Origin of the sequence: Bradyrhizobium sp. 153 (assembly GCF_023073835.1) — a bacterium.
Taxonomy (GTDB): domain Bacteria; phylum Pseudomonadota; class Alphaproteobacteria; order Rhizobiales; family Xanthobacteraceae; genus Bradyrhizobium.
The window spans coordinates 47209-72226 of the sequence record NZ_JADPKH010000154.1 but is presented as its reverse complement, the minus strand read 5'-3'; the positions used below and the strand labels follow the sequence as shown (position 1 = coordinate 72226).

The following is a 25018-nucleotide window of genomic DNA, read 5'->3' as shown; positions in this document are numbered from 1 at the left end:
ATGGCCGTTGGCCGCGAGGAGCCCCATGGGCTTGCGCAGCTCACCGCATCAGGATCAGGGTGCGGGACGCATCATTCGATCGCCACCGCGAGGCGGCCAATCAGAGCGGCGACCTCGTCCAGCCGTGCCGAATCGGGTGCCTCGACCGCACGCGCAAGACAAGCGATGCATTCGTCGTCGCTGAGTTCGGGAATGTCGGCCGGCAGGATCGAGGGTCCCCTTTGAGAACGGTCGATCTGGATGTCTGGCATGGGAATCAGCTCCGTAAGGATCCGGCACGGGGCAAGCTCGATTTGAATTGAGTCGATTTGGCGCCGTCCTCATGGCGCCAAGGCGCTATTGCACACGTCTGGTTGAGTTTGATTGCGCGCCAGGATCGTGGAAGCAGTTCAGATATTGCCGCAACGAAATCGCGCGGCACATGACGGCGCTATCGCAACTCATTGAACCGGCGATAAAATTTGGCTCCCCGGGCTGGATTCGAACCAGCGACCATCCGATTAACAGTCGGATGCTCTACCGCTGAGCTACCGAGGAAAAGGCGAACCAGTCGTTCGCGCGCGGCTGCGTATAACAAAGCCAGTTGCGCTTGCAAAGGACGAATTCGTCGTCCTTCGCAATGCGTTCGCAATAATGGCAGGCGGCGAACTTAGGTTTCTCGTCCCCTCTGACTGGGATGAGGTGGCCGGACAATGCGCTAAGTCAGAATTTCTGTAGAGGCGAAGCTCCGATGGAGCAAAACGTAGTCCGAGACGTTCCGTCATTGGGATCGACGCGTGCGGACCGACGTTGGCTTTTCGATCACTCAACAGCCTGTCCGCAGCATATTCACAAGCGCGGATTCAACAGATTTGCGTGGCGCGCACGCCACTTGCTGCGCACAAATCCACAGAGACGACTACCCGCCGGCCTGGTCGAACACGCCGCGGCACGCTTCGCTCAGGCTGGCCCGGTGACGTCGCAGGCACGCGGTGATGGCACGGACGTTGGGGATTTCGCCGGCGCAGAGACGGTAGACGTCGGGCGTGCAGGCCCGGCGCTGCTCCGGCGTTCCCTGCGCATGGGCGGCGGAGGCAAACATCGTCAGGAAAAGCCCGACCGTCGAGGCGCGGCGCGCCCGGCTCTTCACAATTGCAAACCGCAAGAACCTCACCTTCATGACCGCTCTCCCGTTCTGCTCTGCCCGCCCGGCGGCGTTGGCCGGGGTCGCGACAACGTTTGCGAGAAATAAAGCCGGGGCGATGTGACTTCTTTCACACTGCGGGCAAGGCTCAGGAACCTAAGTTCCAAGGGGATTTTCAGGACTCGCTAACCAATCGGGACCCGAGCGCCGGATCGTTAAAATGCGAACGACCGGGTCAATCGGGAAACAAGCCGGCTTTGCGATATTGGGCCGTCTGCTTTCCGGAGGGTGCGATGAGCGAAGCCGAATTCAACTTGCTGCTGGATGCCGTCGGGGGCGCCATGATTCACGAAGATTGCACGCCCGCGCCGAAGGAGGAATTCGTGCCCCGTTCGTGGTCGTGCGTCGCAACGCCCAGGGCCGCCAATGATAATGAGGGCGCCTGGCCTCTCCTCCCCTTTCCGGACGGCTGGTACGCAGCCTGCTGACTACCTTCATCGTAAACGGAAGCGTCCCGCCCTTGCGGGATTTTTGAACGATGCTGTTAAGCATCGCGCGCCCCACGAATGAGTCGAGCTCCCTCCAGCTCGGATTTCGGGATAGATCGGACGATGCCACCCACGATCTTTCCAGCGCTCGATTGATAGGCGTGGTTTTGCGGGACAGGCACGCTCCTTGCCTATTGGACCTGCCCAAGCATGGAGGCGTGCACTGATGGGACAGCGAGCTCGTATTTCAAAGCGTCCGAAGTCCAATTTGACACATGCTGCCCGCGACAAGCTGCTCGCGTTGTTAGACGCAATCGAGGAACTTGAAGATCTCAGAGAGAAAGTCCGGCTCGCCGAAGCCGCCCGCGTGCTGCACTAGGATTAGGTGGAGAATCCATTCTCTTCGGGGGCGCTTCGGCGCGTCCTAGACTAGCCCGGGGGTCACCGCGACTGACCGACACGCCTCTCGTCGCAGAGCCGTTTCGAACAGCAATCTCGGCCCAGAGACATCAGCGGGCCGCCGTACTGTCGCGAACTCGGTGGGACCGGTCTTGCTGTGCGCCGCTACCTAGAATTTGCAATCCGCTGGCCGGCCGGATCAGCGGAACTGAGACCGAATGAAGTCTACAAGCAGTTTCCGTAGCTTGTAATGGAGGCCACGACCAGAATTGAACTGGTGTACACGGTTTTGCAGACCGTTGCGTAACCACTCCGCCACGTGGCCCCGTAAGGCCGGAGCAATATAGGGGATGAAGGGTTTAGGCAACCCCGATGGGCCAGCTGTCCCTTTACCCATCGGTCGGTTGGTAGATGCAGGCGAGAACGCGCAGCACGATGTAGGCTTGGGTCAGGCTCGTTTGCGACGCCGGAAGTCGCGGCGGCCCTTCGGGGCAGGTTTGGGCGCCAGTTCCGGCATCTCGGCCTGGACCTCGCGGTAGCGTGTCAACAGTCGTTCAAAACTGGCGTGCAGGGTGTCGGCGATATCGGGACGCCGCTCGACGGCCGCGAGGATCGTCGCCGCGGCCTCGATGGTCGAAAGACCGTCGCGGCGTGGCTCCTTGCGCAGGCGGCCGTAGCGCGAGGGGTGCGCCGGGTTCAGGATCACGCGCTGGCATTTCAGCATCCAGGGATTGCGCCACCACAGCGCCTTGGCCTGGCTCCAGGTGCCGTCGAGCAGCACGACGCCTTCGAGCTTGCCGAGGATCGCGCGCTGGTTGTCCGCGATCTCACCCTTGCGGTTGAGCGCGACGATCTCGCCCTCGGCCTCGAGATCGGCGGCGCGAGCCGAGCCGAGATAGAGCACGGCCCACCGCGCGGCATTCTCGACCGGCCGGCCCAGCGCCTTGGACAGGCTCGGCCAGGACAGGCCAACGCGCAGCGTGGCATCTACGAAATGCTTAGCGAGCAGCCGCGCGGTGCCGAGCGCCCTGTCCTGTTCCTGCGGATGCTGGAGGATCAGGAGCGACAGCCGATTTTCAATGGGCGTGACGGTGTCGCAGATGCACAGCGGCATCGGCTTCTGGCAGTGCGGGCATTCGGGGATCGGCTCGGTCGGCGCGGCAGCGGTGTCGGGCTGGTTGGACATGGCGCCGCTATACGCTCCAAGCGACGCTTCAACAACCTATTCCGCCGGCGCGGGCAGCGGGCGCGGCGCGGTTCGCCGTCTCAGACGGTCGATCAGGAGGTAGATCACTGGCGTCGTGTAGAGCGTCAGGATCTGCGAGACGAACAGACCGCCGATGATGGTGATGCCGAGCGGTCGGCGCAGCTCCGTGCCGGGGCCGGTCGCGACCACCAGCGGAATGCCGGCGAACAGCGCCGCCATTGTCGTCATCAGGATCGGGCGGAAGCGCGCCTGGCAGGCCTCGAAGATCGCCTCCGCCGACGACAATCCGCGCTGGCGCTCGGCATCGAGAGCGAAGTCGACCATCATGATGCCGTTCTTCTTCACGATGCCGATCAGCAGGATGATGCCGACGAAGGCGATCACGGTCAGCGGCGTATTGGTCAGTTGAAGCGCAAGCAGCGCGCCGAGGCCGGCTGACGGTAGCGTGGAGATGATCGTGAGCGGGTGGGCAAGGCTCTCATAGAGCACGCCGAGCACGATATACATCGCGACTAGCGCACCGAGGATCAGGAGCGGCTGACGCCCGCTGGTCTTGGCGAAATCGCCGGCATTGCCGTCAAAGCTGCCACGGATGCCCTCGGGCATGTGCAATTCCTCGACCGCACGCTGGATATTTTGCGTCGCGGCCTGGAGCGGCACGTCCGGCAAGAGGTTGAACGAGACTGTCGTCGAGGGGAACGACTGCGAGTGATAAACCGCGAGCGCGGCAAGTCCGCGCGTTGCGTGCACCACGGCCGACAATGGGACCTGAGCGTCGCCGGCGCCGGCGACATAGATGCGATCGAGATTGGAGGGATCGACCTGGAATTTCGGGTCGATCTCCAGCACGGTCATGTACTGGTTGCGCTGGGTGTAGATGATTCCGATCTGCCGCTGCGCGAAAGCGTTGTTCAACGCATTGTCGATGTCCTGGACCCTGACGCCCAGCGCCGAGGCCTTCTGGCGATCGATGCTGAGCGTAAGCTGGAGCCCACCGGGATCGCGGTCGCTGGAGATATCGGTGATGCCCTCGATGCTTTCCATCCGCTTGGCCACGATCGGCGCCCATTTCTGCAGCAGGCCGAGATCGGTGCTGGTCAGCGTGTACTGGTAGTCGGAATCGCTTTGCCGCCCGCCGGCGCGCACGTCCTGGGCGGCGAACATGAACAGGCGGATGCCGGGCACGGGATACAATGCGCGCCTGAGACGGTCGATGACGACCTGCGTCGAGACGTGCTCGCGCTCCTCCGGCGGCTTCAGGCTGATGAACATGGTGCCGCGGTTCGAGGTCGCCGCCCCCGGGCCGCCGCCGCTACCGACGGTCGAGCCGATGCCGGCGACGGCCGGATCCTGCATCACGATGTCGGCGAGCCGCTGCTGGAGGCCGAGCATGGACTGGAACGAGATGTCGGCCGAAGCGCGGGTCGCGCCGATGATGAAACCGGAATCATCGGTCGGGAAATAGCCCTTGGGCACCTTGATGTAGAGCGTCACCGTGAGGCCGATGGTGGCGAAGAATACGAGCAGCGTCAGCAGCGGAAATTCCAGTACGGTGCGCAGAGTGCGGGTGTAGAAGGCGACGATGCGCGACAGCGAGCCCTCGATCAGGCGGTCGAACAACGTCGCGGTGCCGGACGTGGTCTGCCGGATGTAATGGGCGCAGATCATTGGCGTGACCGTGAGCGACACCAGCGTCGAGACCAGGATCGCGAAGGTCAGCGTCAGCGAGAATTCGCGCAGGAGACGGCCGACGATGCCGTCCATGAAGATCAACGGCGTGAACGCTGCGATCAGTGACAGGCTGATCGAGACCACGGTAAATCCGATCTGCTTCGCACCCTCCTGCGCCGCCCGAAACGGCCGCATGCCGTGCTCCAGATTGCGGAACATGTTCTCGATCATGACGATAGCGTCGTCGACCACGAAGCCGACGGAGATCGCCAGCGCCATCAGCGAGAGATTGTCGATCGAGAAGCCCGCGACCCACATGCCGGCGCAGGTGCCGGCCAGCGCCAGCGGCACCGAGATGCCCGCTGCGATCGTCGGCGTCAGCCGCCGCAGGAACACGAACACCACGACCATGACGAGGAGCGCGGTTGCCAGCAAGGTCCATTGCATATCCAGGACGCTGGCGCGGATCGTACCGGTGCGATCGACCAGGGTCGAGATCTCGACGCCGGCCGGGATCCACTGCTTCAGCGCGGGGATCAGCGCCTTCACCCGATCGACCGTGCCGATGACGTTGGCGTCGCCCTGCTTGGTGATCTGGATCAGCACCGCCGGCTGCTTGTTGAACCAGGCGATCGAGCGGGCGTTGCGGACGGAATCCTCGATATCGGCGACGTCGGACAGCCGCACGAAATTGCCGTTGGAGCTTTTGATGACGATGTCGCGGAACTCTTTCGCCGTGCGCATCTGCCGATTGAGGGCCAGCGTCTCGCTCTGGCGCTCGCCGTTGAAGATGCCGACGGGACCGAGCGGGTTGGCGTTGATGATCGCGGTCCTGACGTCGTCGGTGGCGATACCTGCATTCGACAGCGCGACGGGATTGAGCTGCACCCGCACGGCCGGCTGGTCGGCGCCGGAGACCGTGACGTCGCCGACACCAGGCACCTGTGAGATACGCTGCGCGATGACCGTATCTGCGACGTCGTAGATCGCGCTGGCCGACAGCGTCTTCGAGGTCAAAGCGAGCACGAAGACGGGCGCGCCGGCCGTGTTGGCTTTGCGGAAGCGAGGCAGCGTCGGCAGGTCGCTGGGCAGATCGACGAGCGAGGCGTTGATGGCTGCCTGCACGTCGCGGGCGGCCTTGTCGATGTTGCGGCCGATGTCGAACTGGAGCTGGATGTTGGTCGTGCCGAGCGAACTTGTGGACGTGATCTGGTTGATGCCGGCGATCTCGCCGAGCCGCCGTTCCAGCGGCGAGGCCACGGTCGCGGCCATCACGGACGGATCGGCGCCGGGGCGACTGGCAGAGACGAAGATGGCGGGAAAGTCGACATTCGGGACCGAGGCAACGGGAAGGAACTGGTAGGCGACGACACCCAGCAGGAACAACCCGATCGACAGCAGCGTGGTCGCGACCGGGCGGCGGATGAAGGGCTCCGAGATCGATGCCATCACTGCATCCCCTCGGTCGCGCCGGCAATCGGCGGGCCGCCGGATTCGGCCGGCGGCAGCGCCTGCTCGAGGCGGCGGTTGATGCGGTCGAGCGCGAGGTAGATCACGGGGGTGGTATAGAGCGTCAGTAACTGGCTCAGCAGCAGGCCGCCGATGATGGAGATGCCGAGCGGAAAGCGCAGCTCGGCGCCGGTGCCGCTCTCGATCGCCAGCGGCAGCGCGCCGAACAGCGCCGCCAGCGTCGTCATCATGATCGGACGGAAGCGCAAGAGGCAGGCCTGCACGATCGCCTCGTTCGGCGACATGCCCTGCCTGCGCTCGGCCTCCAGCGCGAAGTCGATCATCATGATCGCGTTCTTCTTGACGATGCCCATCAAGAGGATGATGCCGATCAGGCCGATCACCGAGAGATCCTGGCCGCACAGCACCAGGGCCAGGATAGCGCCGACGCCGGCCGAGGGCAGCGTCGAGAGTATGGTGATCGGGTGGATGTAGCTCTCATAGAGCACGCCGAGCACGATGTAGATGGTGATGACGGCGGCAAGCAGCAGCCAGGGCTGGCCGGCCAGCGCCTTGGCGAATTCGGCGGCATCGCCGGCATAGACGCCGACGATGCTGTTGGGCATGCCGATCCGGGTCTCGATCGTCTTGACCGCCTCGACGGCATCGCCCAGCGCCGCGTCCGGCGCAAGATTGAAGCTGAGCGACACGGAGGGGAATTGCGCCTGGTGCGAGATCGCGAGCGGCGCCGTGGTGCGCTTCAGCGTCGCCACGGCCGACAGCGGCACCTGGGCGCTTGGCGCGCCGACGGTGGTGCTCGCGGCGCCCGGCAGATAGAGCTTTGACAGAATCGAAGGGTCGCGCTGGTACATCGGCAGCGCCTCCAGCACGACTCGGTACTGGTTGGCCTGGCCGTAGATAGTCGAGATCTGCCGCTGCGCGAAGGCGTCGTTCAGCGTGTCGGTGATGGCCTGGAGGCTGACGCCGAGTTGCCCCGCCCGCGTGCGATCCACGTCGAGCTGCGCCCGCAGCCCGCCTTCCTGCGCCTCCGAGGAGACGTCACGGAACAGCGGATTCCGCCGCATCTCCGCCACCAGCTTGCCCGCCCATTCCGAGACCAGCGTCGCATCGGTGCCGGTCAGCGTGTACTGGTATTGCGAGCGGCTCGACTGGGTCGAGATCTGCACGTCCTGCACCGGCTGGAAATAGACCGTCATGCCGGGGATGCCTGATACCCTCTCCTTCAGGCGGATCACGACCGCGGCGACATCGTCGCGCCGTTCGCCGCGCGGTTTCAAGGTCATCACGAGGCGCCCGACATTGGTGGTCGGGTTGACCGAGCCCGCCCCGATCACGGAGACCACGCCAACCACGTCGGGATCGGCCTTGATGGCGGCGGCGGCCTCGGCTTGCCGCTTCTGCATCTCCGCGAACGACACGTCGGGCCCGGCCTCCGTCACCGCCGTGATCGAGGCGGTGTCCTGGAGCGGCAGGAAGCCCTTTGGCGCGACGACATAGAGGACGAGGGTCGCAACCAGCGTGGCGAAGGTTACGACCAAGGTGGCGCGCTGGCGTTCCAGCACCCACAGCAGCGTCCGGTGATAGGCCTCGACGGTGCGGTCGATGAAACGGCTGACAGCGGCGAGGCCCGGCACCGCCAGCTCCTCGTGGGCGGCTTTAAGCAGACGCGAGCACATCATCGGCGTCAGCGTCAGCGAGACCACCGCCGAGGTGACGACGGCGATGGTCAGCGTCAACGCGAATTCGCGGAACATGCGCCCGACGAGACCGGACATGAACAACAGCGGAATGAAGACCGCGATCAGCGATACCGTCAGCGAGATCACCGTGAAGCCGATTTCGCTGGCGCCCTTCAGCGAGGCCTCCATCGCACTCTCGCCATTCTCCATGTGGCGGACGATGTTCTCGATCATGACGATGGCGTCGTCGACGACGAAGCCGGTGCCGATCGTCAGCGCCATCAGCGAGAGATTGTCGAGGCTGAAGCCGGCAAAATACATGATCCCGAAGCTCGTGATCAGCGATAGCGGGAGCGCCACGCCTGCGATCAACGTAGCCCGTAGCGAACGCAGGAACAGCAGCACCACCAGGGTCACCAGCACGACGCTCAGGATCAAGGTGAACTGCACGTCATGGACCGAAGCACGAATGGTGACGGTGCGGTCGGAGACGATGGTGAGGTTCACGCCGGCAGGAATCGCGCGCTGCACCTTGGGGATCTCGGCGCGGATCTGGCTGACGACGTCGATGACGTTGGCGCCGGGCTGGCGCTGGATGTCGATGATGACCGCCGGCGTGCCCTGGTACCAGCCGCCAGTGCGGTCGTTCTCGAGGCCGTCGACGATCTGCGCGACGTCGGCGATGGTCACGGGCGAGCCGTTGCGATAGGCAATGATGACGGGCTTGTAGGCGTCCGCCGCGGCGATCTGGTCGTTGGCGGCAATGATGTAGGATTGTTGCGCGCCGTCGAGCGATCCCTTCGGCCCGGAGACGTTGGCATTGGCGATCGCCGTGCGCAGGTCCTCCATGGCGATGCCATAGGCGGCCAGCCGCGCCAGATCGGCCTGGATGCGCACGGCCGGCTTCAGCCCGCCGAGCACCGAAACCCGTCCGACGCCGGAAATCTGGCTCAAGCGTTGCGCCAGAATGGTGTCCGCGATGTCGCTCATCACGCGCAGCGAGATCGTGTCCGAGCGCAGCGCCAGCGTCATCACCGGCGCGTCCGCCGGATTCACCTTGGCGTAGGTCGGCGGATAAGGCAGCGTTTTGGGCAGCACACCGGCCGCCGCGTTAATCGCGGCCTGCACGTCCTGGGTCGCACCGTCGATATCGCGGTTGAGGTCGAACTGAAGCGAGATCTGGCTGACGCCGAACGAGCTCGTCGAGTTTATCGCCGACAGCGACGGGATCTGGCCGAGCTGCCGCTCGAGCGGCGCGGTGATGAGCGAGGCGATCACGTCGGGGCTCGCACCCGGCAGCTGCGTCGTCACCTGCACGGTCGGGAAATCGACCTGCGGCAACGCCGAGACCGGCAGCGCGAAGTAGCCGAGCGCACCGCCGATCAAGAGCGCGATGCCGAGCAGCGAGGTCGCAATCGGCCGTCGGATGAAGGGTTCGGAGACACCCATGGGTTACGCCTGCCGCTTCAGGCGGCTGTTGTCGGGATCATGGCTGCTTGGCTCCACTTCCCGATGCGCCCGGCCCCGGTGCCGGTCCGGTCTGCCCCTTCTGATCGCCTTCGCTGCTCTTCCGCTTGGTGCGGAACTCGCCCTCGTTGCCTTGTCCCTCCTTCTGGCCTTCTTTGGCACCATCCTTCTTCTGAGCGTCCGGCCCGCGCGAGCGCTTGCGCGGGGCTAGATCGGCCGAGGGGGTCTGGTCGTCGCGGCCGACGATCACTTTGGAGCCGTCGGACAAATTGGCAAAACCCGTGGTGACGATCTTGTCATTCGGCGAGAGGCCGCTGGCGATCACGGCATCATGCTCGTTCTGCTGCGTCACCGTCACGGGCTTGGCTGAGACGACGTTGTCCTCGCCGATGACATAGCTGAAGGTCCCGATCGGACCGCGCTGCACCGCAGAGGTCGGCACCACCAGCGCCTGCGTCAAGGTCTCGACCTTGAGGCGGACATTGACGAACTGGCCCGGCCAGAGCTGGTAATTGGCGTTGGGAAATTCCGCCTTGAGCTTGAGCGTGCCAGTGGTCTGGTCGACCTGGTTGTCGATGCCGGTGAGCTTGCCGGTATCGATCACCGTGATGCCGTCATTGCCGAACACGTCGACCGCGAGCGTCCCCTTCGCCGCCGCGGCGTTGACGCGCATGATCTGCTGTTGCGGCAAGCTGAACCACACCGCGATCGGCTGCAGCTGAGTGATCACCACGAGCCCTGTGGTGTCCGAGGCATGGATGATGTTGCCCTGGTCGACCTGGCGTAGGCCGGCCCGACCCGAGATCGGCGCCACGATCTTAGTGTAGCTCAGCGTCGCCGCTGCATTGTCGATCGCGGCCTGATCCGCCTTCACCAGCGCCTCAGTCTGGGCTACCAGCGCGCGCTGGGTGTCCGCCTGCTGCTTCGAGCCGGCATTGGAGGCGGCAAGCTGCTCGTAGCGCGCAAGGTCGATGCGCTGGTTGGCAAGCTGGGCTTGGTCCTGCGCCTTCTTCGCGACGGCTTGGTCGTATTGGGCCTGGTAGATCGCCGGATCGATCTCGCCGAGCACGTCGCCTTTCTTGACGTCCTGGCCTTCGGTGAAATTGACCGCGATCAGCTTGCCATCCACCTGCGAGCGCACGGTCACGGTATTGAGCGCGCGGATCGCCCCGACGCCATCGAGATAAACCGGCACGTCCTGGATGCGCGGGCTTGCCGCCAGCACCGGCACCGGCAGATCGGGTCGCTGGTTGCGGTTGTTCGCTTGCTGCTGATGCGTGACGGTCCAGCCGAGATAACCGAGGCCGCCGAGGATCGCGAGCGTGATCAGGGTCATGATCAGGCCGCGGCCGCGCGACTTTTTCGCCGTGCCCTCCGTCGCGTCCTTCTTAGTCTCCGGCTTAAAGAGCATTGACCGGTTTCTCCATCCTCGGCTCCCAACCGCCGCCGAGCGCCTGGTACAGGCTGACGATGGCGAGGAGCCGTGCGAGTTGGGCCTGCGACAGCGCGTCTTCCGCCTGAAACAGGGTCAGTTGGGTGTTGAGCACGGTCACGATGTCGGCGGTGCCGGCGCGCAATTGCTGCTCGGAGAGATCGAAGGCGCGGCGCGAGGCGGCAACGACGTCGCGCTGCAATTGCAGCTTGATCGTGGTCTGCTTGATCGAGAACAGCGCGTTGTCGACGTCGGCAAAAGCCTGGACGATGGTCTTGCGGTAGGTCTGGAGCAGCTCGTCCTGCCGCGCCTTGGCCAGTTCGAAATTGCCGAGGATCCTGCCCCCGTCGAAGATCGGCTGCGTGGCACTGCCGACGAGCTGGAAGAAGGCGGCATGCGGCTGGAATAGCGAGACCAGCGCCGAGCTCTGATAGCCGCCATTGCCGGTCAGCTGGATCGTCGGAAAGAATTGCGCGCGGGCATTGCCGATGTTTGCGGTAGCGGAGGCGAGCTGTGCCTCCTGCCGGCGGATGTCCGGCCGCTGCGTCAGGAGCTCCGACGGCAGGCCGGGCGTGACGCGGGGGATCGCGATCCGGTCGAGCGAGCCGCCGAGCACGCGCACGCTCTCCGGCGGACGCGATACCAAGACAGCCAGCGCATTGATGTTCTGGTCGAGCGTCTGGCGCAGCGGCGGCACCAGCGCCTTCTGGTTCGCGAGCACGCTCTCCTGCTGGGCGACGTCGAGATCGGTGCCGGTGCCGGCCCTGCGCCGCTCCCTCACCGCATCGAGGATGCGCTGCGCGCTCGCGATGTTGCGCTGTGAGGTCCTGATGCGGTCCTGTGAGGCCAGGACCTGGAAATAGGCATTGGCGACGGCCGCCAGCGTCGTCAGTGCGACCGTGTCGCGATCGAAGCGGTTGGCGTTCGCCGTCTCCTCGGCCGTTTGCAGCGCATCGCGGTTCTGGCCCCAGAAGTCGAGCTGGTAGCTCGCGCTCAGCGAGGCCGAATAGTTGACGACTTCGCGCCCGCCGATGGACAGGCCGGAGGCGCTGGAGCCCGAGGTGCGTGAATAGGTTTCTGATCCGGCCGTGGACAGGCTCGGCAGCAGCGCCGCGCCCGCCTGCCGCGCCTGGGCGTCGGCCTGGACGATGCGCGCGACCGCAGCGGCGATGTCGAGGTTGACGGTCTGCGCCTCCTCCATGAGCTGCGTCAGCTCCGTGGAGCGGAAACCACGCCACCAATCCAGCGATGGCGGCGTATCCCCTTTGCCGGCGTATTTGTATTGCGTGGGAACATCGAGCGCCGGATCGGGAAGATCCTGCGTCAGCACGCAAGCGCCCGAACTCGCCGCGAGACACAGTGCCACAAGCCAGCGCGCTGCGCGCCGCGTCCGGGGCGCAGACCCTGGAGATCGCCGCATGGCGATCGCAGGAACATCCTGTGTCACATCCACCCCCCGCCGGGCAGATCGAGCCGCCACCGCGAAGCCGGGTTAACCGATTCGCGGCGGCAGAGTCGGGGGGCGTTGGACAACTCGTTCACAGCGTGATGCTTTCTGCGGAACCTCAGACTCATACTAGCCGGGTGCGCAACGGCGGGACAGTGCCGCAGGTGCGAGATGGGCGGCTCGGACAAGCGTCTATCGAACCTGCCAAATGCGAAATGTCCCTGTCTGGCAGCGATTTCTTGAATTCCGGACCCCTCCTGGAGCGCGTTCAAGCTTACTAAGATTTCATGTGATATTGCCGTCACACCGGCGCGACCCGATCCGGGCGCACCGCTCGCAATGGGCGTCATGCGGCTTCAGCTCAGTCTCGGCGCCTGGCCGGCTGGTCTCACGATGTCGTCATTGGCCGAAAACGAGCCCGTCTCCGTCGTGTAGATATCTCCTCAAACTTCCACGCCCCATCGACGCTTTCGGCATCGAGACATCCTGCTGAAGGCGAAGATCGACGCGGCAGCCACTCTTGCGACCGTTATCTTCTGCACTCTCATAGATGCCAGGGATATCCTTCCCTGATATCGCGCCCTCGTGGCCGAGCACATCATCGCCCGCTCTACCCTCTCAAAATCCAGTGCTGCGGCGGACGCTTCGGCTGGTTTCGCCGCAGCGCAAAAGCCTTTCCCTTTTGGCTCCCAAGCACTAGGTTCTGGCCAACCTGATCAACCCTTTGCCAGTGATTTCCTCCGACATGACCATCAACAACGACGTTGTCGAAGCCATCGGCAACACCCCGCTCATCAGGCTCACGCGCGCCTCGGAGTTGACCGGCTGCACCATCCTGGGCAAGGCCGAGTTCATGAATCCCGGCCAGTCGGTGAAGGATCGGGCCGGCAAATGGATGATCCTGGAGGCCGAGAAGCGTGGCGAGCTGAAGCCCGGTGGCCTCGTGGTCGAGGCGACCGCCGGCAATACCGGCATCGGTCTCGCGGTCGTTGCGAGCGCGCGCGGCTACCGCACGCTGATCGTGATCCCGGAGACGCAGAGCCAGGAGAAGAAGGATTTCTTGAAGCTGTGCGGCGCCGAGCTGATCGAGGTGCCGGCCCTGCCCTATGCCAATCCCAATAACTATCAGCATGTCGGCCGCAGGCTTGCCAACGAGCTGCGCAAGACCGAACCCAATGGCGTGCTGTTCGCAGACCAATGGAACAATCTCGACAACGCCAAGGCGCATTACGAATCCACCGGACCTGAGATCTGGGAGCAGACCGGCGGCAAGGTCGACGGCTTTGTCTGCTCGGTCGGCAGCGGCGGCACGCTCGCCGGCGTCAGCCGCTACCTCAAAGAGAGGAACAAGAGCATCCGCATCGCCTGTGCCGATCCGCACGGCGCCGGCATGTACGAATATTTTAGGACCGGCGATCCCAAGGCGACGCCGGGTGGCTCGATCACCGAGGGCATCGGACTGAACCGCGCGACCGCGATCGTGGAGACAGCCAAGGTCGATGACGCCTATCTCATTCCCGACGCCGAAGCCGTGAGTGCGATCTACGAGCTGCTCCAGCACGAAGGCCTGTGCCTCGGCGGCTCGACCGGCATCAATATCGTCGGAGCGATGCGCCTTGCGAAGCAGCTCGGGCCCGGCAAGACGATCGTCACGGTGCTCTGCGATTCCGGCAGCCGCTACCTGTCGAAGCTGTTCAACGCCGACTTCATGCGCGCCAAGAACCTTCCGGTGCCCGAGTGGCTGGAGAAGCGCAGCAACATCAAACCGCCGTTCGTCTGATAGCGGCGCGGGCGGTCTACGCGACCTCGACGCGTTCCGAGGCTGCCGCACAATAATCGCGCCAGAACTGGCGATAGCCCGCCTCGACCCTGCGCGTATAGATCTCGACATTGCCCGCCGGCGAATGCGCGGTCCGGGCCGGCAATTCCGAGCGCAGCTTCGCCAGATCCCCGGGCTGTGCCGCGAACTTGCGGGCGATCGCCGCATAGCCCTCGTCATCCTCGGCGACCCAGTCATCGAGACCGGCACCGGTCAGGATGGAGGCGCCGGCGCGGGACGAGGCACCGTGGCCGAGCTTGGCGACGACCGGAACGCCGGCATAGAGCGATTCCCAGGTGCTGATGCCGCCGTTCTGCGGAAATGGATCGAGCGATATATCGACCTCCATGAACGCCCGCAGGTGCTCCGCACGTTCGGACGAGCCCAGGCAGGTGACATGCTCTTCGGCAATGCCCTGTGCCACGAATCGAGCGAGGAGACCGTCGCGCACCAACGGATCATCAAGCAGGGTATGCTTGACGATGAGCTTCGACCCGGTCACCTCGCGCATGATTTGCGACCACACGCGAATGGCCTCGTCCGAGATCTTGTTGATGCGGTTGAATACGCCGAAGGTCACATGGCCCTTGCGGAGCATGGGAAGCTCTGAAGGCGGCGCATCCAGGATCGGGTCGATCGTGATCAGGCACGGCAGGTCGTAGACCTTTTCCGTCAGCAGATGTCGTGCAGACTGCGGGATGAAGACGGGATCGGCGAGCACATAGTCCATGGCCTGAAGCCCCGTTCCCGTGGCATGTCCGAAGCCCGTGACCTGGATGGGGGCAGGCTTGCGCGCGAACACGGGCAGCCTGTTGCCGGTCGAATGACCGGACACGTCGATCAGGATATCGACCTTGTCAGCTTCAATACGATCGGCGAGTTCCTCGTCCGATAGCTGCCAGGCATCGACCCAGACGTCCGCCACCGACCTGAACCTGGCGGTCATCGCGTCCTGTGACGGCGAGCAAGAATAACAGATGATCTCGAACTGGGCGCGATCATGGCGGCTCAGCACCGGGAGCAGCGCGAATGCCGCCGAATGGTACCAGAACTCGGCAGCGACATAGCCGATCACGATCCGCCTGTCCGGATCGACCTGCCGGGGCGAAAGCTTGCGTCGCTGCACCCTGGCGCCAATCGTCTCGCCCCAATATCGTCGCGCGCCCTGCTGGACCGCGAAATCGGCGTCGGGGAGATAGTCGAGAAAGAAGATCTTCCGCGCAATCAGGTCCGGATCCGGTGCGATTGCCAGCGCGGCGTCGAGATGTTCGATCGCCGCTGCGATCTCGCCCTGGTTCGCAAAACAGGCGCTGAGCAGCGCCAACGCGACCGCCGAGCGCGGATTTTCCTGAAGCAACGACTTGCAGGCGAGGATCGCCTGCGCCGTCTTTCCCATGCTCAGCGAGACTTCCGCCTTTCCCCGCAAGGCTGCCTCGAGGTTCGGTGCAAGCGCGAGTGCGGCATCAAAATCCGACGCCGCCTGTTCGGGGCGCGACCGCGCAAGATGGAGCCGGCCTCGGTGCGCCAGGACCTTCGCCGAACGGGGCCTGATGGCGAGGGCCGTTTCGAGCGCGGCTTCCGCCTCGTCGTAGTGCTTGAGCTCGATACTGACCACGCCCTTGCCGACGAGCCCTTCCGCGTGACGCGGCTGAAACAGCAGGGCGCGCTCGAAACTCTGCTTGGCGCGCTCGATCCGGCCCAGCGCCAGCTCGGCCAAGCCGCGATTGCAGAGCGCGTCGGCATAGTCAGGCTTCAGCCCGATGGCGCGATCGTACATCTCGATGGCCTGCTCGGGCAGGTTCATGTGGAGCAAGGTGTTGCCGAGACCGGTCAGGGCCGGTGCGAAATTCGGCTTCAGTGCGATCGCCTTCTCCAGACAAGCGCGAGCGGCCCCGAACTTCTGCTGGACGAAGTACACGGTCGCGAGGTTGTTGTGGGCCTCGTGCGAACGCGGATCGATTGCGACCGCGCGCTCGAGCAGCTGTTGCCCCTCTTCCAGCCGCCCGGCCTGTTGCCCGCACAGGCCGAGCATGTGCGTGGCATCGAAATGATCCGGAACAGCCTGCAGGATCTGGCGGCAGAGCGCATCAGTCTCGGCATAACGGCCCTGGCCATAGGCGCTTGCGGCAGCAGAGATGAGGCCATCCGCCTGTTTCTTCAATTTCTTCTGCAAGCGCGCATTGTGGAATGCGCGCGCGCCGGCGCTGCTCTGCAAGATGTCTCTCCGGAAATGGCCCGGAGCGAGTCTAGCTGATTCGCATGCCGGGCCGGCTGGTCGGCGGCATCGGCAACCCCCCCGGTATTTCCCGGGGCTCGGCGCGGCATCTGGCAGGGAGCGGCTGGATCTGCCCGACCGGCCTACGCAGCATCGCCGCTTTCCGAGGCGGCAGCACAATAATCGCGCCAGAACTGGCGATAACCAGCTTCGAGCTCACGCGTGTAGATCTCGACATTGCCGGCGGGCGATGCTGCGATCTGAGCCGGCAACTCCGCGCGCAACTTCGCCAGATGATCAGGCTGCGTCGCAAATTTGCGGGCGATCTCGATGTAGCCCTCGTCATCCTCGGCGACCCAGTCGCCGAGCCCAACGGCCGTCACGATAGAGGCACCGGCACGCGAGGAAGCGCCGTTGCCGAGCCTGGCCACGACGGGAACGCCTTTGTAGAGCGATTCCCAGGTGCTGATGCCGCCATTTTGCGGGAACGTATCGAGGGAAATATCGATATTGGCAAAGGCCAACAAATGGTCGTTGCGCGAAGTGGAGCCCATGCAGGTGATATGCTCTTCGGCAATGCCCTGGGCCGCGAAACGTGCGATCAGACCATCGCGCAGCAATGGGTCATCGAGCAGACCATGTTTGAGAACAATCTTGGATCCCGGCACCTCTCGCATCAGGCGCGACCACACACGGATCGCATCGTCCGATATCTTGTAGATGCGGTTGAACACGCCGAAGGTGACGTAACCCTTGCGGAGCATCGGAAGCTCCGAAGGCTGCAGATCCGCGACGGGCTCCATCGTGATCAGGCACGGCAGGTCGTGAATCCTTTCGGCAAACAGATGCCGAACCGATGGCGGAATGAAAATGGAATCCGCGAGCACGTAGTCCATGGTCTGCATGCCCGTGCCCGTGGCGTGTCCGAAGCCCGTGGCCTGGATCGGGGCCGGCTTCCGCGCGAACACCTGCAGCCTGTTACCGGTTGTGTGGCCCGAAACGTCGATCAGGATGTCGACATTGTCGGCCTGAATGCGATCGGCGAGTTCGTCGTCTGATAGCTGCCAGGCGTCGACCCAGACGTCCGCCATTTTCTTGAACTTGGCTGTGTACTCGTCCTCTCCCGGCCAAGAGTAGTAGCAGATGATTTCAAACCTGGCGTGATCATGATGGCGCAGCACCGGCAGCAGGGTGAGCGCCGCCGAGTGTTGCCGAAATTCAGCGGCGACATAGCCGACCACGATCCGCTTTTCCGGATCAAGCGGCCGCTTCGGCAGCTCCCTTCGCGGCAGCTTGGAGCCGATCAGGTCCCACCAGTCTCTTCGGACCGCCTGCTGGACGGCGAAATCGGCGTCGGCGCGGTAGTCCTGCAAGAAGATCTTGCCTCTGATCGCATCTCCATAGTCCGGTCGGATGGCCAGCGCACGATCGAGATATTCGATCGCGGCGTCCATCTCCCCCTGGTTGGAATAAGCGAAGCCCATCAGCGCCAACCCGATCTCGGAGCGCGGATTTCGCTCGATCAAGGTCGTAGCGGCGGCCATCGCCTGCGCGGTCTTTCCCATGACGAGGCAGGCCTGTGCCTTCCCCCGGAGAGCCAGTTCGAGCTTGGGCGAAATCGCAAGCGCCGCCTCGAAATCCGCAAGCGCCTGCTCCAGGCGCTGCAGCTCGTAACTGAGCCGCCCGCGCTGGGCCAGGATCCTTGGCGAGTCGGGCTTGATCGCGAGCGCCATGGCAAATTTGGCCGCCGCCTCTTCGTGGTGCCGCAGCTCCATGCTGACCATGCCCTTGCCGACGATGGCCTCCGCGTGACGCGGCTGAAACAGCAGGGCGCGCTCGAAACTTTCCTTGGCGCGAGTGACCTGTCCAAGCAAGATCTCGACCATGCCGCGATTGCAGAATGCATCAGCGTAATCCGGCTTCAACTTGATGGCGCGCTCGTGCAGCTCCAGCGCCTGTCCGTACAGTCCTAAATGCATCAGCGTGTTGCCGAGATTGGTCAGCGCCACCGCGAAATTCGGCTTCAGCGCGATGGCCCTCTCCTGACACCGCCGCGCCTCTTCGTAGTCACCAAGATCGAAATGCACGGTGGCGAGATTGTTATGGGCATCGTGCAAGCGCGGGTCGAGCTCGATCACACGCTCGAGCAACTGTTGCGCCTCCTCAAGGCGCCGGCGGTCATGGGCGCACATGCCGAGCAGGTGCATGGAATCGACATGATCCGGAATCGCTTTCAGGATCTCACGGCAGAGCGCCTCGGTCTCGGCATATCTGCCCTGGCCATAGGCGGCGGCCGCGGCGGAGAGGATGGCGTCCGCCTGCTTCATCAGTTTCTTCTGCAATCGCGCGTTCTGGAATGCGCGCGCGCCGCCGCTGCTCTGCAAGGTGTCTCTCCGGAGGATTGCCCGGAAAGGAGTCTAACTGATTCGCGGCCGGGGCCTGCCGGTCAGCTGCCGAGGACGCCCCCGGGATTCCCCGGGGTCAGCGCAGGATCTGGCTCAGGAAAAGCTTGGTGCGGGCGTGCTGCGGGGCCGCGAAGAACTCGTTCGGCGTGTTGGCCTCGATGATCTGGCCGGCGTCCATGAACACCACGCGGTTGGCGACCTCGCGGGCAAAGCCCATCTCGTGGGTTACGACCAGCATGGTCATGCCCTCCTCGGCGAGATCGACCATGGTGTCGAGCACCTCCTTGACCATTTCGGGGTCGAGCGCCGAGGTCGGCTCGTCGAACAGCATCACCTTCGGGTTCATGGTCAGCGCACGAGCGATCGCGACGCGCTGCTGCTGGCCGCCCGACATCTGGCCGGGAAACTTGTGGGCCTGGTGCGGAATCTTGACGCGCTCCAGGAATTTCATGGCGGTCGCCTCGGCATCCCTTTTGGGGATGTTGCGCACCCAGATCGGCGCCAGCGTGCAATTGTCGAGGACCGTGAGATGCGGAAACAGATTAAAGCTCTGAAACACCATGCCGACTTCGCGTCGCACCGCGTCGACATGCTTGAGGTTCGGCCCGAGCTCGATGCCGTCGACGACGATCTCGCCCTCCTGGAATTCCTCGAGCGCGTTGATGCAGCGGATCAGCGTCGACTTGCCTGAGCCCGACGGCCCGCAGATCACGATGCGCTCGCCCTTGCGGACCTCCAGGTCGATGTCGCGCAGGACGTGAAAGTCGCCGTACCATTTGTTGAGGCCGGAAATCTTGACGATGGGGTCGGACATGGTGAGCTCCATCAGGTGCGGCGGTGAGCGTTGAGGCGGTGCTCGACGAACAGCGAATATCGCGACATTCCAAAACAGAAGATGAAGTAGACGATGCCGGCGAAGGCAAAGCCGGTAAACGCGGTCGACGGCGTCGACCATTTCGGATCCGAGAACGAGGCGCGGAGCGAGCCGAGGAGGTCGAACAGCGCCACGATCGACACGAGCGAGGTGTCCTTGAACAGCGAGATGAAGCTGTTGACGAGGTTCGGAATGACATGGCGCAGCGCCTGCGGCAGCACGATCAGGGAGGTCGTCTTCCACCAGGATAGCCCCAGGGCGGCCGCCGCCTCGCCCTGCCCCCGCGGAATCGCGGCCAGCCCGCCGCGGACGTTCTCGGCCTGATAGGCGCCCGTGAACAGCGCGATCCCGATCAGGGCGCGCACGAGCCCGTCGACGGTGAAATTGCCGGGCAGGAACAAAGGCAGCATGTAGGTGGCAAAGAACAGCACGGTGATCAGCGGCACGCCGCGCCAGAACTCGATGAAGGCGATCGAGAATATCCGGATCAGCGGAATGGTGGAGCGGCGGCCGAGCGCCAGCGCGATGCCGATCGGCAGTGAGGTCACAATGCCGGTGACGGAGACCACCAGCGTCACCAGAAGGCCACCCCACAAGTTGGTTGACACGATCGGCAACCCACCACGATCGAGCCCCATCAGCTTGATGACGATCGCGATGCCAATGAAGGTGGCGATACTGGATGCCAGAGCCCGCCCGCCGGTACGAACGCCGCCGCCAAGAAGGAAGGCGATCAAGCAGACAATCACGGCCGTGGTGGCGAAATCGGCCCAGACTGGCTCCCCCGTCCCCTGGACATGATCACGCAGCCAGACGAGCGGAAAGATCAGCCAGGAGATCGCCGTGCCGACCAGTACGATCAGGCTCCCGACGGCCCACAGCAGCGGTGCGACCGCTGACGTCTTGCTGAGATTGAGCATCGCCTGCCCGGCGCCGATGATGCTTTCGTCGAACAATTGCAGCAGGCCAACCGTCCAGCTCAGGCCAAATCCCTTGATGCCGCCGCCGTGCAGCAGGAAGAATGCGACCACCGGAAAGGCGATGAAGAACAGGCCGGCATTCAAACTCTTCGCCGGCAGCCTGGGAATGAGCAGCGGCACCAGCAGCACCACCGCCAAGACGAACGTGAGATTGACCCGCCAGCGCTCGGCCTCGGGATAGAAGCCGTAGATCAGTTGCGGCAGCTTGGCCTGAATGTAAGGCCAGCAGGCGCCGACCGCAAAACCGACGTTCTCGGTGAGGCAGGCCGTGCGATCCTTGCCGGTCCAGACCGCATCGACCATCAGGAACTTGACGGAGGGAACGATGGTGAACCAGAGCAGCAGGGCGCCCACGATCGTGAGCAGGATGTTGGTCGGCGAGTTGAACAAGCGGGTGCGTAGCACGCCGATGAAGCCCGTGGTCTGGACCGGCGCGGGACGCTCAGCAACCAGGTCCTGACGGACGAAGGCGGACGTCGCCACATCGCTCATGCGCCTAGGCTCCGGCTGACGCGCCAACCGTAGACGCTCATGATCGCGCTGGTGACGAGTGAGATCAGGAGGTAGACGCCCATCGTCATCGCGATGATCTCGATCGCCTGTCCGGTCTGGCTCAGCGAGGTGCCGGCGAATACCGACACCAGGTCAGGATAGCCGATCGCGACGGCAAGCGAAGAATTCTTGGTCAGGTTGAGGTATTGATTGGTCAGCGGCGGCACGATGACGCGCATGGCCTGCGGCACGACGATCAGACGGAGCGTGGTGCCGCGGCTCAGGCCTAGCGAGGACCCCGCCTCCATCTGCCCCTTGTGGACGGACAGGATGCCGGCGCGCACGATCTCGGCGATGAAGGCGGCGGTATAGGTCGATAGCGCCAAGGTCAGCGCCACGAACTCCGGGATGATGCGCGAGCCACCGGCGAAATTGAAGCCTTTGAGCTGCGGCAGCTCGAAGGTGAAGGGCAAACCGAACACCAAGATGGTAGCGAGCGGCAGCCCGAACAGCAGACCCAGCACATAGGGCCAGATCCGGATCATCCGCCCCTCCTGAAACAGCGCGCGCCGCGCGTGGATGCGCAGGGCCAGCGCCGCGACGAAGCCGAGCGCCAGCATCGCCAGGAACGGCTCGAGACCGCTCTGGCCGATCGGGCTGGGAACGACAAGGCCCCGGTTGCTGAGGAAGGCAATGCCGAGCAGCGAAATGCTCTGCCGCGGATTGGGCAACGCCGCCAGCACCGCGAGGTACCAGAACAGGATCTGGAACAGCAGCGGCAGGTTGCGGATGATCTCGACATAGATCTCGCCGACGCGCGACAACAGCCAGTTCGGCGACAGCCGGCACAGCGCGACGATGAAGCCAATCACGGTGGCGAAGACGATGCCGACCACGGAGACCACGAGCGTGTTCAGAAGCCCGACCACGAACACGCGCAGGAACGTGTCCGAGCCGGTGTAGGAGATCAGAGTCTGATTGACGTCGAAGCCGGCATTGTTCCGGAGGAAGCCGAATCCGGCGGCGATGTGCTGATTTTCGAGGTTGGCGCGGGCATTGGAGACGATCTCATAGCCGATCCAGCCCAGGATCGCCGCGAAGGCAAACTGGACGGCAATGCCGTTCCAGCCTGCCTTGCCGCCCAGCACGCGCCTGACCTTCAGCGCAATCTGGGGCGGCGGTTTACGGGCCTCGGTGCTCATCGCCGCGAGCTGCGGATCAGGATGATCAGCGGATCGGCGGCGCGTACTGGAGACCGCCCTTGTTCCAGAGGTTGTTGAGACCGCGGTTGATGGCGAGCGGCGAGCCCGCGCCGACGTTGCGGTCGAACACTTCGCCGTAATTGCCGACCGCCTTCACGATCCGCATCACCCAGTCCTTGGTCAGGCCGAGCTGTTCGCCGAAATTGCCGTCGCTGCCGAGCACGCGCTTCAGCTCCGGGCTTTCCAGCTTCGCTTTCTCGTCGACGTTCTTCGAGGTCACGCCGAGCTCTTCAGCTGTGATCATCGCAAACAGCGTCCATTTCACGATGTCGAACCACTGGTCGTCGCCGTGGCGCACCATCGGCCCGAGCGGCTCCTTCGAGATGATTTCGGGGAGCACCATATGGTCGTTGGGATTGGCGAGCTTGAGGCGATTGGCGTACAGCCCCGACTGGTCGGTGGTGAAGACGTCGCAGCGGCCGGCCTCATAGGCCTTGACCGTTTCGTCGTTGGTGCCGAACGCGATCACCTCGTACTTCATGTTGTTGGCTTTGAAATAGTCGGCGAGATTTTGCTCTGTGGTGGTGCCGGTCTGCACGCAGACCGATGCGCTGTTGAGCTCGAGCGCCGAGTTCACCTTGAGCGACTTCTTCACCATGAAGCCCTGCCCGTCATAATAGGTCACGCCGGTGAAGTTGGCGCCGAGCGAGGTGTCGCGCGAGATGGTCCAGGTGGTGTTGCGCGAGAGCACATCGATTTCGCCGGATTGCAGCGCGGTGAAGCGGTCCTTGGCGGACAGCGGCACGTACTTGACCTTGGTCGGATCGTTGAAGATCGCTCCGGCGATGGCGCGGCAGACGTCGACGTCGAGCCCCGTCCAATTGCCCTTGTCGTCCGGCGATGAAAAGCCCGGCAGCCCCTGGCTGACGCCGCAGGACAGCATGCCCCGGTCCTTGACGGTCTTGAGCGTTTGCGCATCGGCGGCCTGGGCCGAGAGGCCGGCGGCGAGAGCAAGAGTGAGAGCCAGGGTTACGCGTTTCATGGACTTTGGGCCTTTCGAAATCGTCTCAAGGTCGGGAACGTTCTCTTTGGGGTCATCTCTGCCAGGGCTAATCGTACCTAGGCTAGTCTTGCAAGACTCATGCTGGAAAACCTAGCCGAACACCCGCCGATCCCGGGAGGCCATACCTTCGTCCCGCCGACGAGGCGCCCGCCATGATGGCTGTGACGCGAAGTCCGTTCAGGCGATGGATCGAAGGTCGCAGCAGGCCCCTCAACATGCGGCGACTGAATAGCACCTGCGCATCACAGAACGACTGGCGTGCCGGGTCAAGGGGTTGACGGGACTCTTCTGTATTCTGTTATTAACGACGGCGGCCTTTCGGCCAGCCCCGCGGGCGCGACGCGCCGGGCGGAAACGCGGTTTTGAAAGCAGACGCATGGATTCCTCGCACCCCTCCCAGCAGCATGCCGAGACCCGGCTGGTCACCTCCGGCCGCGACACCAAGGCGCAGAAGGGGTTCGTCAATCCGCCTGTGTTTCACGGCTCGACCGTGCTCTATCCGACCGCCGAGGACCTGCACGCCCATCGCGGCGAGTTCACCTATGGCCGCCACGGCTCCCCCACCACCAAGGCTTTCCAGGAGACGCTGATGGCGCTGGAGGGGCCGCAATGCGCCGGCGTCGGCATCGTGCCGTCGGGGCTGTCGGCGATCTCGACCACCCTGCTCTCGGTGCTGAACGCCGGCGACCATCTCCTGGTCTGCGACAACGTCTATCGGCCCTCGCGCAATTTCTGCAACGGCATGCTCACCCGCTATGGCATCGAGACCACCTATTTCGATCCGCTGATCGGCGCCGGGATCGAGAAGCTGTTCAAGCCCAACACCCGCGCGGTGCTGGTGGAGGCGCCAGGCTCGCAGTCGTTCGAAATGCCAGATATCCGCGCCATCGCCGAGGTCGCGCATGGGCGCGACGCGCTCGTCATCGACGACAATACCTGGGCGACACCACTCTATCACCGCTCGCTCGAACAGGGCGTCGACATCAGCATGCAGGCGGCCACAAAATATATCGGCGGCCATTCCGACATCATGTTCGGCACCATCTCCGCCAACGCAAAGACCTGGCCGATGGTCGCCGAAGGCATCCGCCTGCTCGGCGTCTGCGCCGGCCCCGACGACGTCTTCCTGGCGCTACGCGGCCTGCGCACGCTGTCGGTGCGGCTGGCGCAGCATCATCGTTCGGGACTCGACATGGCGCGCTGGCTGGCTAGCCGGGCGGAGGTCGCGCGCGTGCTGCATCCGGCACTCGAAACCGATCCCGGCCATGCGATCTGGAAGCGTGACTTCACCGGCGCGTCCGGCCTGTTCAGTATCGTGCTTAAGCCGGCGCCGCAGAAGGCAGTCGACACCATGCTCGACACGCTCAAACTGTTCGGCATGGGCTTCTCCTGGGGCGGCTTCGAGAGCCTCGTGATTCCGTTCGACTGCGACAGCTATCGCACCGCGACCAAATGGGCGCCGGGCGGCCCGACGCTGCGTCTGCACATCGGGCTCGAGAGCGTCGATGATCTCAAGGCCGATCTCGATCGCGGCTTCGCTGCACTGAAAGCGGCAATGTGAGCCTGCTCACAAGGCATCGTGCCG

17 protein-coding genes and 2 tRNA genes are annotated in these 25018 nt (G+C 64.1%); 4 read left to right on the top strand and 15 right to left on the bottom strand.

All coding sequences use genetic code 11. The features are described 5' to 3' along the window. Positions 1-71: 71 nt before the first annotated feature. The 3 genes from IVA91_RS35255 to IVA91_RS35245 all read right to left on the bottom strand — a co-directional run bounded on the left by IVA91_RS35255 (position 72) and on the right by IVA91_RS35245 (position 1159). Positions 72-251: a hypothetical protein gene (locus IVA91_RS35255; RefSeq protein WP_247419555.1), complete on the bottom strand. Its 180-nt coding sequence runs from the start codon at positions 249-251 to the stop codon at positions 72-74. A 211-nt stretch (positions 252-462) separates the two neighbouring features. Further along, positions 463-537 (bottom strand) — tRNA-Asn (locus IVA91_RS35250). Positions 538-898: 361 nt separating this feature from the next. Beyond that, a complete protein-coding gene (locus tag IVA91_RS35245; protein ID WP_247281072.1) occupies positions 899-1159 on the bottom strand; it encodes a hypothetical protein in 261 nt (86 codons plus the stop codon). Between the two features lie 257 nt (positions 1160-1416). On the opposite strand from IVA91_RS35245, the gene IVA91_RS35240 reads away from it, so the two are divergent. Next, positions 1417-1611 (top strand): hypothetical protein, encoded by a 195-nt coding sequence (locus IVA91_RS35240; protein WP_247281071.1) that lies wholly within the window; start codon positions 1417-1419, stop codon positions 1609-1611. Positions 1612-1837: 226 nt separating this feature from the next. Continuing rightward, entirely contained in the window at positions 1838-1990 is a 153-nt protein-coding gene (locus IVA91_RS35235; protein ID WP_247281070.1) for a hypothetical protein, read from the top strand. Positions 1991-2261: 271 nt separating this feature from the next. Here IVA91_RS35235 and IVA91_RS35230 read toward each other — a convergent pair. The 6 genes from IVA91_RS35230 to IVA91_RS35205 all read right to left on the bottom strand — a co-directional run bounded on the left by IVA91_RS35230 (position 2262) and on the right by IVA91_RS35205 (position 12356). Continuing rightward, positions 2262-2335 (bottom strand) — tRNA-Cys (locus IVA91_RS35230). A gap of 123 nt (positions 2336-2458) precedes the next feature. Next, on the bottom strand, positions 2459-3196 hold the full coding sequence (locus IVA91_RS35225) for a tRNA-uridine aminocarboxypropyltransferase (RefSeq protein WP_247281069.1): 738 nt from the start codon (positions 3194-3196) through the stop codon (positions 2459-2461). A 36-nt stretch (positions 3197-3232) separates the two neighbouring features. After that, positions 3233-6337, bottom strand: coding sequence for an efflux RND transporter permease subunit (locus tag IVA91_RS35220; protein ID WP_247281068.1), 3105 nt, complete (start codon positions 6335-6337; stop codon positions 3233-3235). Continuing rightward, positions 6337-9486, bottom strand: a complete 3150-nt coding sequence (locus tag IVA91_RS35215; protein ID WP_247419558.1) for an efflux RND transporter permease subunit — start codon at positions 9484-9486, stop codon at positions 6337-6339. The genes IVA91_RS35220 and IVA91_RS35215 overlap by 1 nt, the downstream gene beginning before the upstream one ends. 37 nt (positions 9487-9523) lie before the next feature. Beyond that, on the bottom strand, positions 9524-10915 hold the full coding sequence (locus IVA91_RS35210) for an efflux RND transporter periplasmic adaptor subunit (protein WP_247419559.1): 1392 nt from the start codon (positions 10913-10915) through the stop codon (positions 9524-9526). Next, entirely contained in the window at positions 10905-12356 is a 1452-nt protein-coding gene (locus IVA91_RS35205) for an efflux transporter outer membrane subunit (RefSeq protein ID WP_247419716.1), read from the bottom strand. The genes IVA91_RS35210 and IVA91_RS35205 overlap by 11 nt, the downstream gene beginning before the upstream one ends. Before the next feature lie 772 nt (positions 12357-13128). On the opposite strand from IVA91_RS35205, the gene IVA91_RS35200 reads away from it, so the two are divergent. Further along, the gene (locus tag IVA91_RS35200; RefSeq protein WP_247419561.1) at positions 13129-14163 is read left to right on the top strand and encodes a cysteine synthase A; all 1035 of its coding nucleotides are present in this window, start codon (positions 13129-13131) and stop codon (positions 14161-14163) included. Positions 14164-14179: 16 nt separating this feature from the next. Here IVA91_RS35200 and IVA91_RS35195 read toward each other — a convergent pair whose 3' ends face one another. The 6 genes from IVA91_RS35195 to IVA91_RS35170 form a co-directional block, all read right to left on the bottom strand. Beyond that, positions 14180-16417 carry a glycosyltransferase family 41 protein gene (locus tag IVA91_RS35195; RefSeq protein WP_247419562.1) on the bottom strand — a complete coding sequence of 746 codons (2238 nt, stop codon included), beginning with the start codon at positions 16415-16417 and terminating at the stop codon, positions 14180-14182. A 143-nt stretch (positions 16418-16560) separates the two neighbouring features. Then, a complete protein-coding gene (locus tag IVA91_RS35190; protein WP_247460699.1) occupies positions 16561-18801 on the bottom strand; it encodes a tetratricopeptide repeat protein in 2241 nt (746 codons plus the stop codon). A gap of 97 nt (positions 18802-18898) precedes the next feature. Next, the gene (locus IVA91_RS35185; RefSeq protein ID WP_247281061.1) at positions 18899-19636 is read right to left on the bottom strand and encodes an amino acid ABC transporter ATP-binding protein; all 738 of its coding nucleotides are present in this window, start codon (positions 19634-19636) and stop codon (positions 18899-18901) included. A gap of 11 nt (positions 19637-19647) precedes the next feature. Next, complete coding sequence (locus tag IVA91_RS35180) at positions 19648-21168, bottom strand: amino acid ABC transporter permease (RefSeq protein WP_247419564.1); 1521 nt, start codon at positions 21166-21168, stop codon at positions 19648-19650. Then, the gene (locus IVA91_RS35175; RefSeq protein WP_247419565.1) at positions 21165-22370 is read right to left on the bottom strand and encodes an ABC transporter permease subunit; all 1206 of its coding nucleotides are present in this window, start codon (positions 22368-22370) and stop codon (positions 21165-21167) included. Before IVA91_RS35175 ends, IVA91_RS35180 begins: the two co-directional genes overlap by 4 nt. 25 nt (positions 22371-22395) lie before the next feature. Then, complete coding sequence (locus tag IVA91_RS35170; RefSeq protein WP_247419566.1) at positions 22396-23412, bottom strand: amino acid ABC transporter substrate-binding protein; 1017 nt, start codon at positions 23410-23412, stop codon at positions 22396-22398. A 397-nt stretch (positions 23413-23809) separates the two neighbouring features. On the opposite strand from IVA91_RS35170, the gene metC reads away from it, so the two are divergent. Continuing rightward, on the top strand, positions 23810-24994 hold the full coding sequence (gene metC / locus IVA91_RS35165) for a cystathionine beta-lyase (RefSeq protein WP_247281057.1): 1185 nt from the start codon (positions 23810-23812) through the stop codon (positions 24992-24994). The last annotated feature ends 24 nt before the right edge of the window (positions 24995-25018 follow it).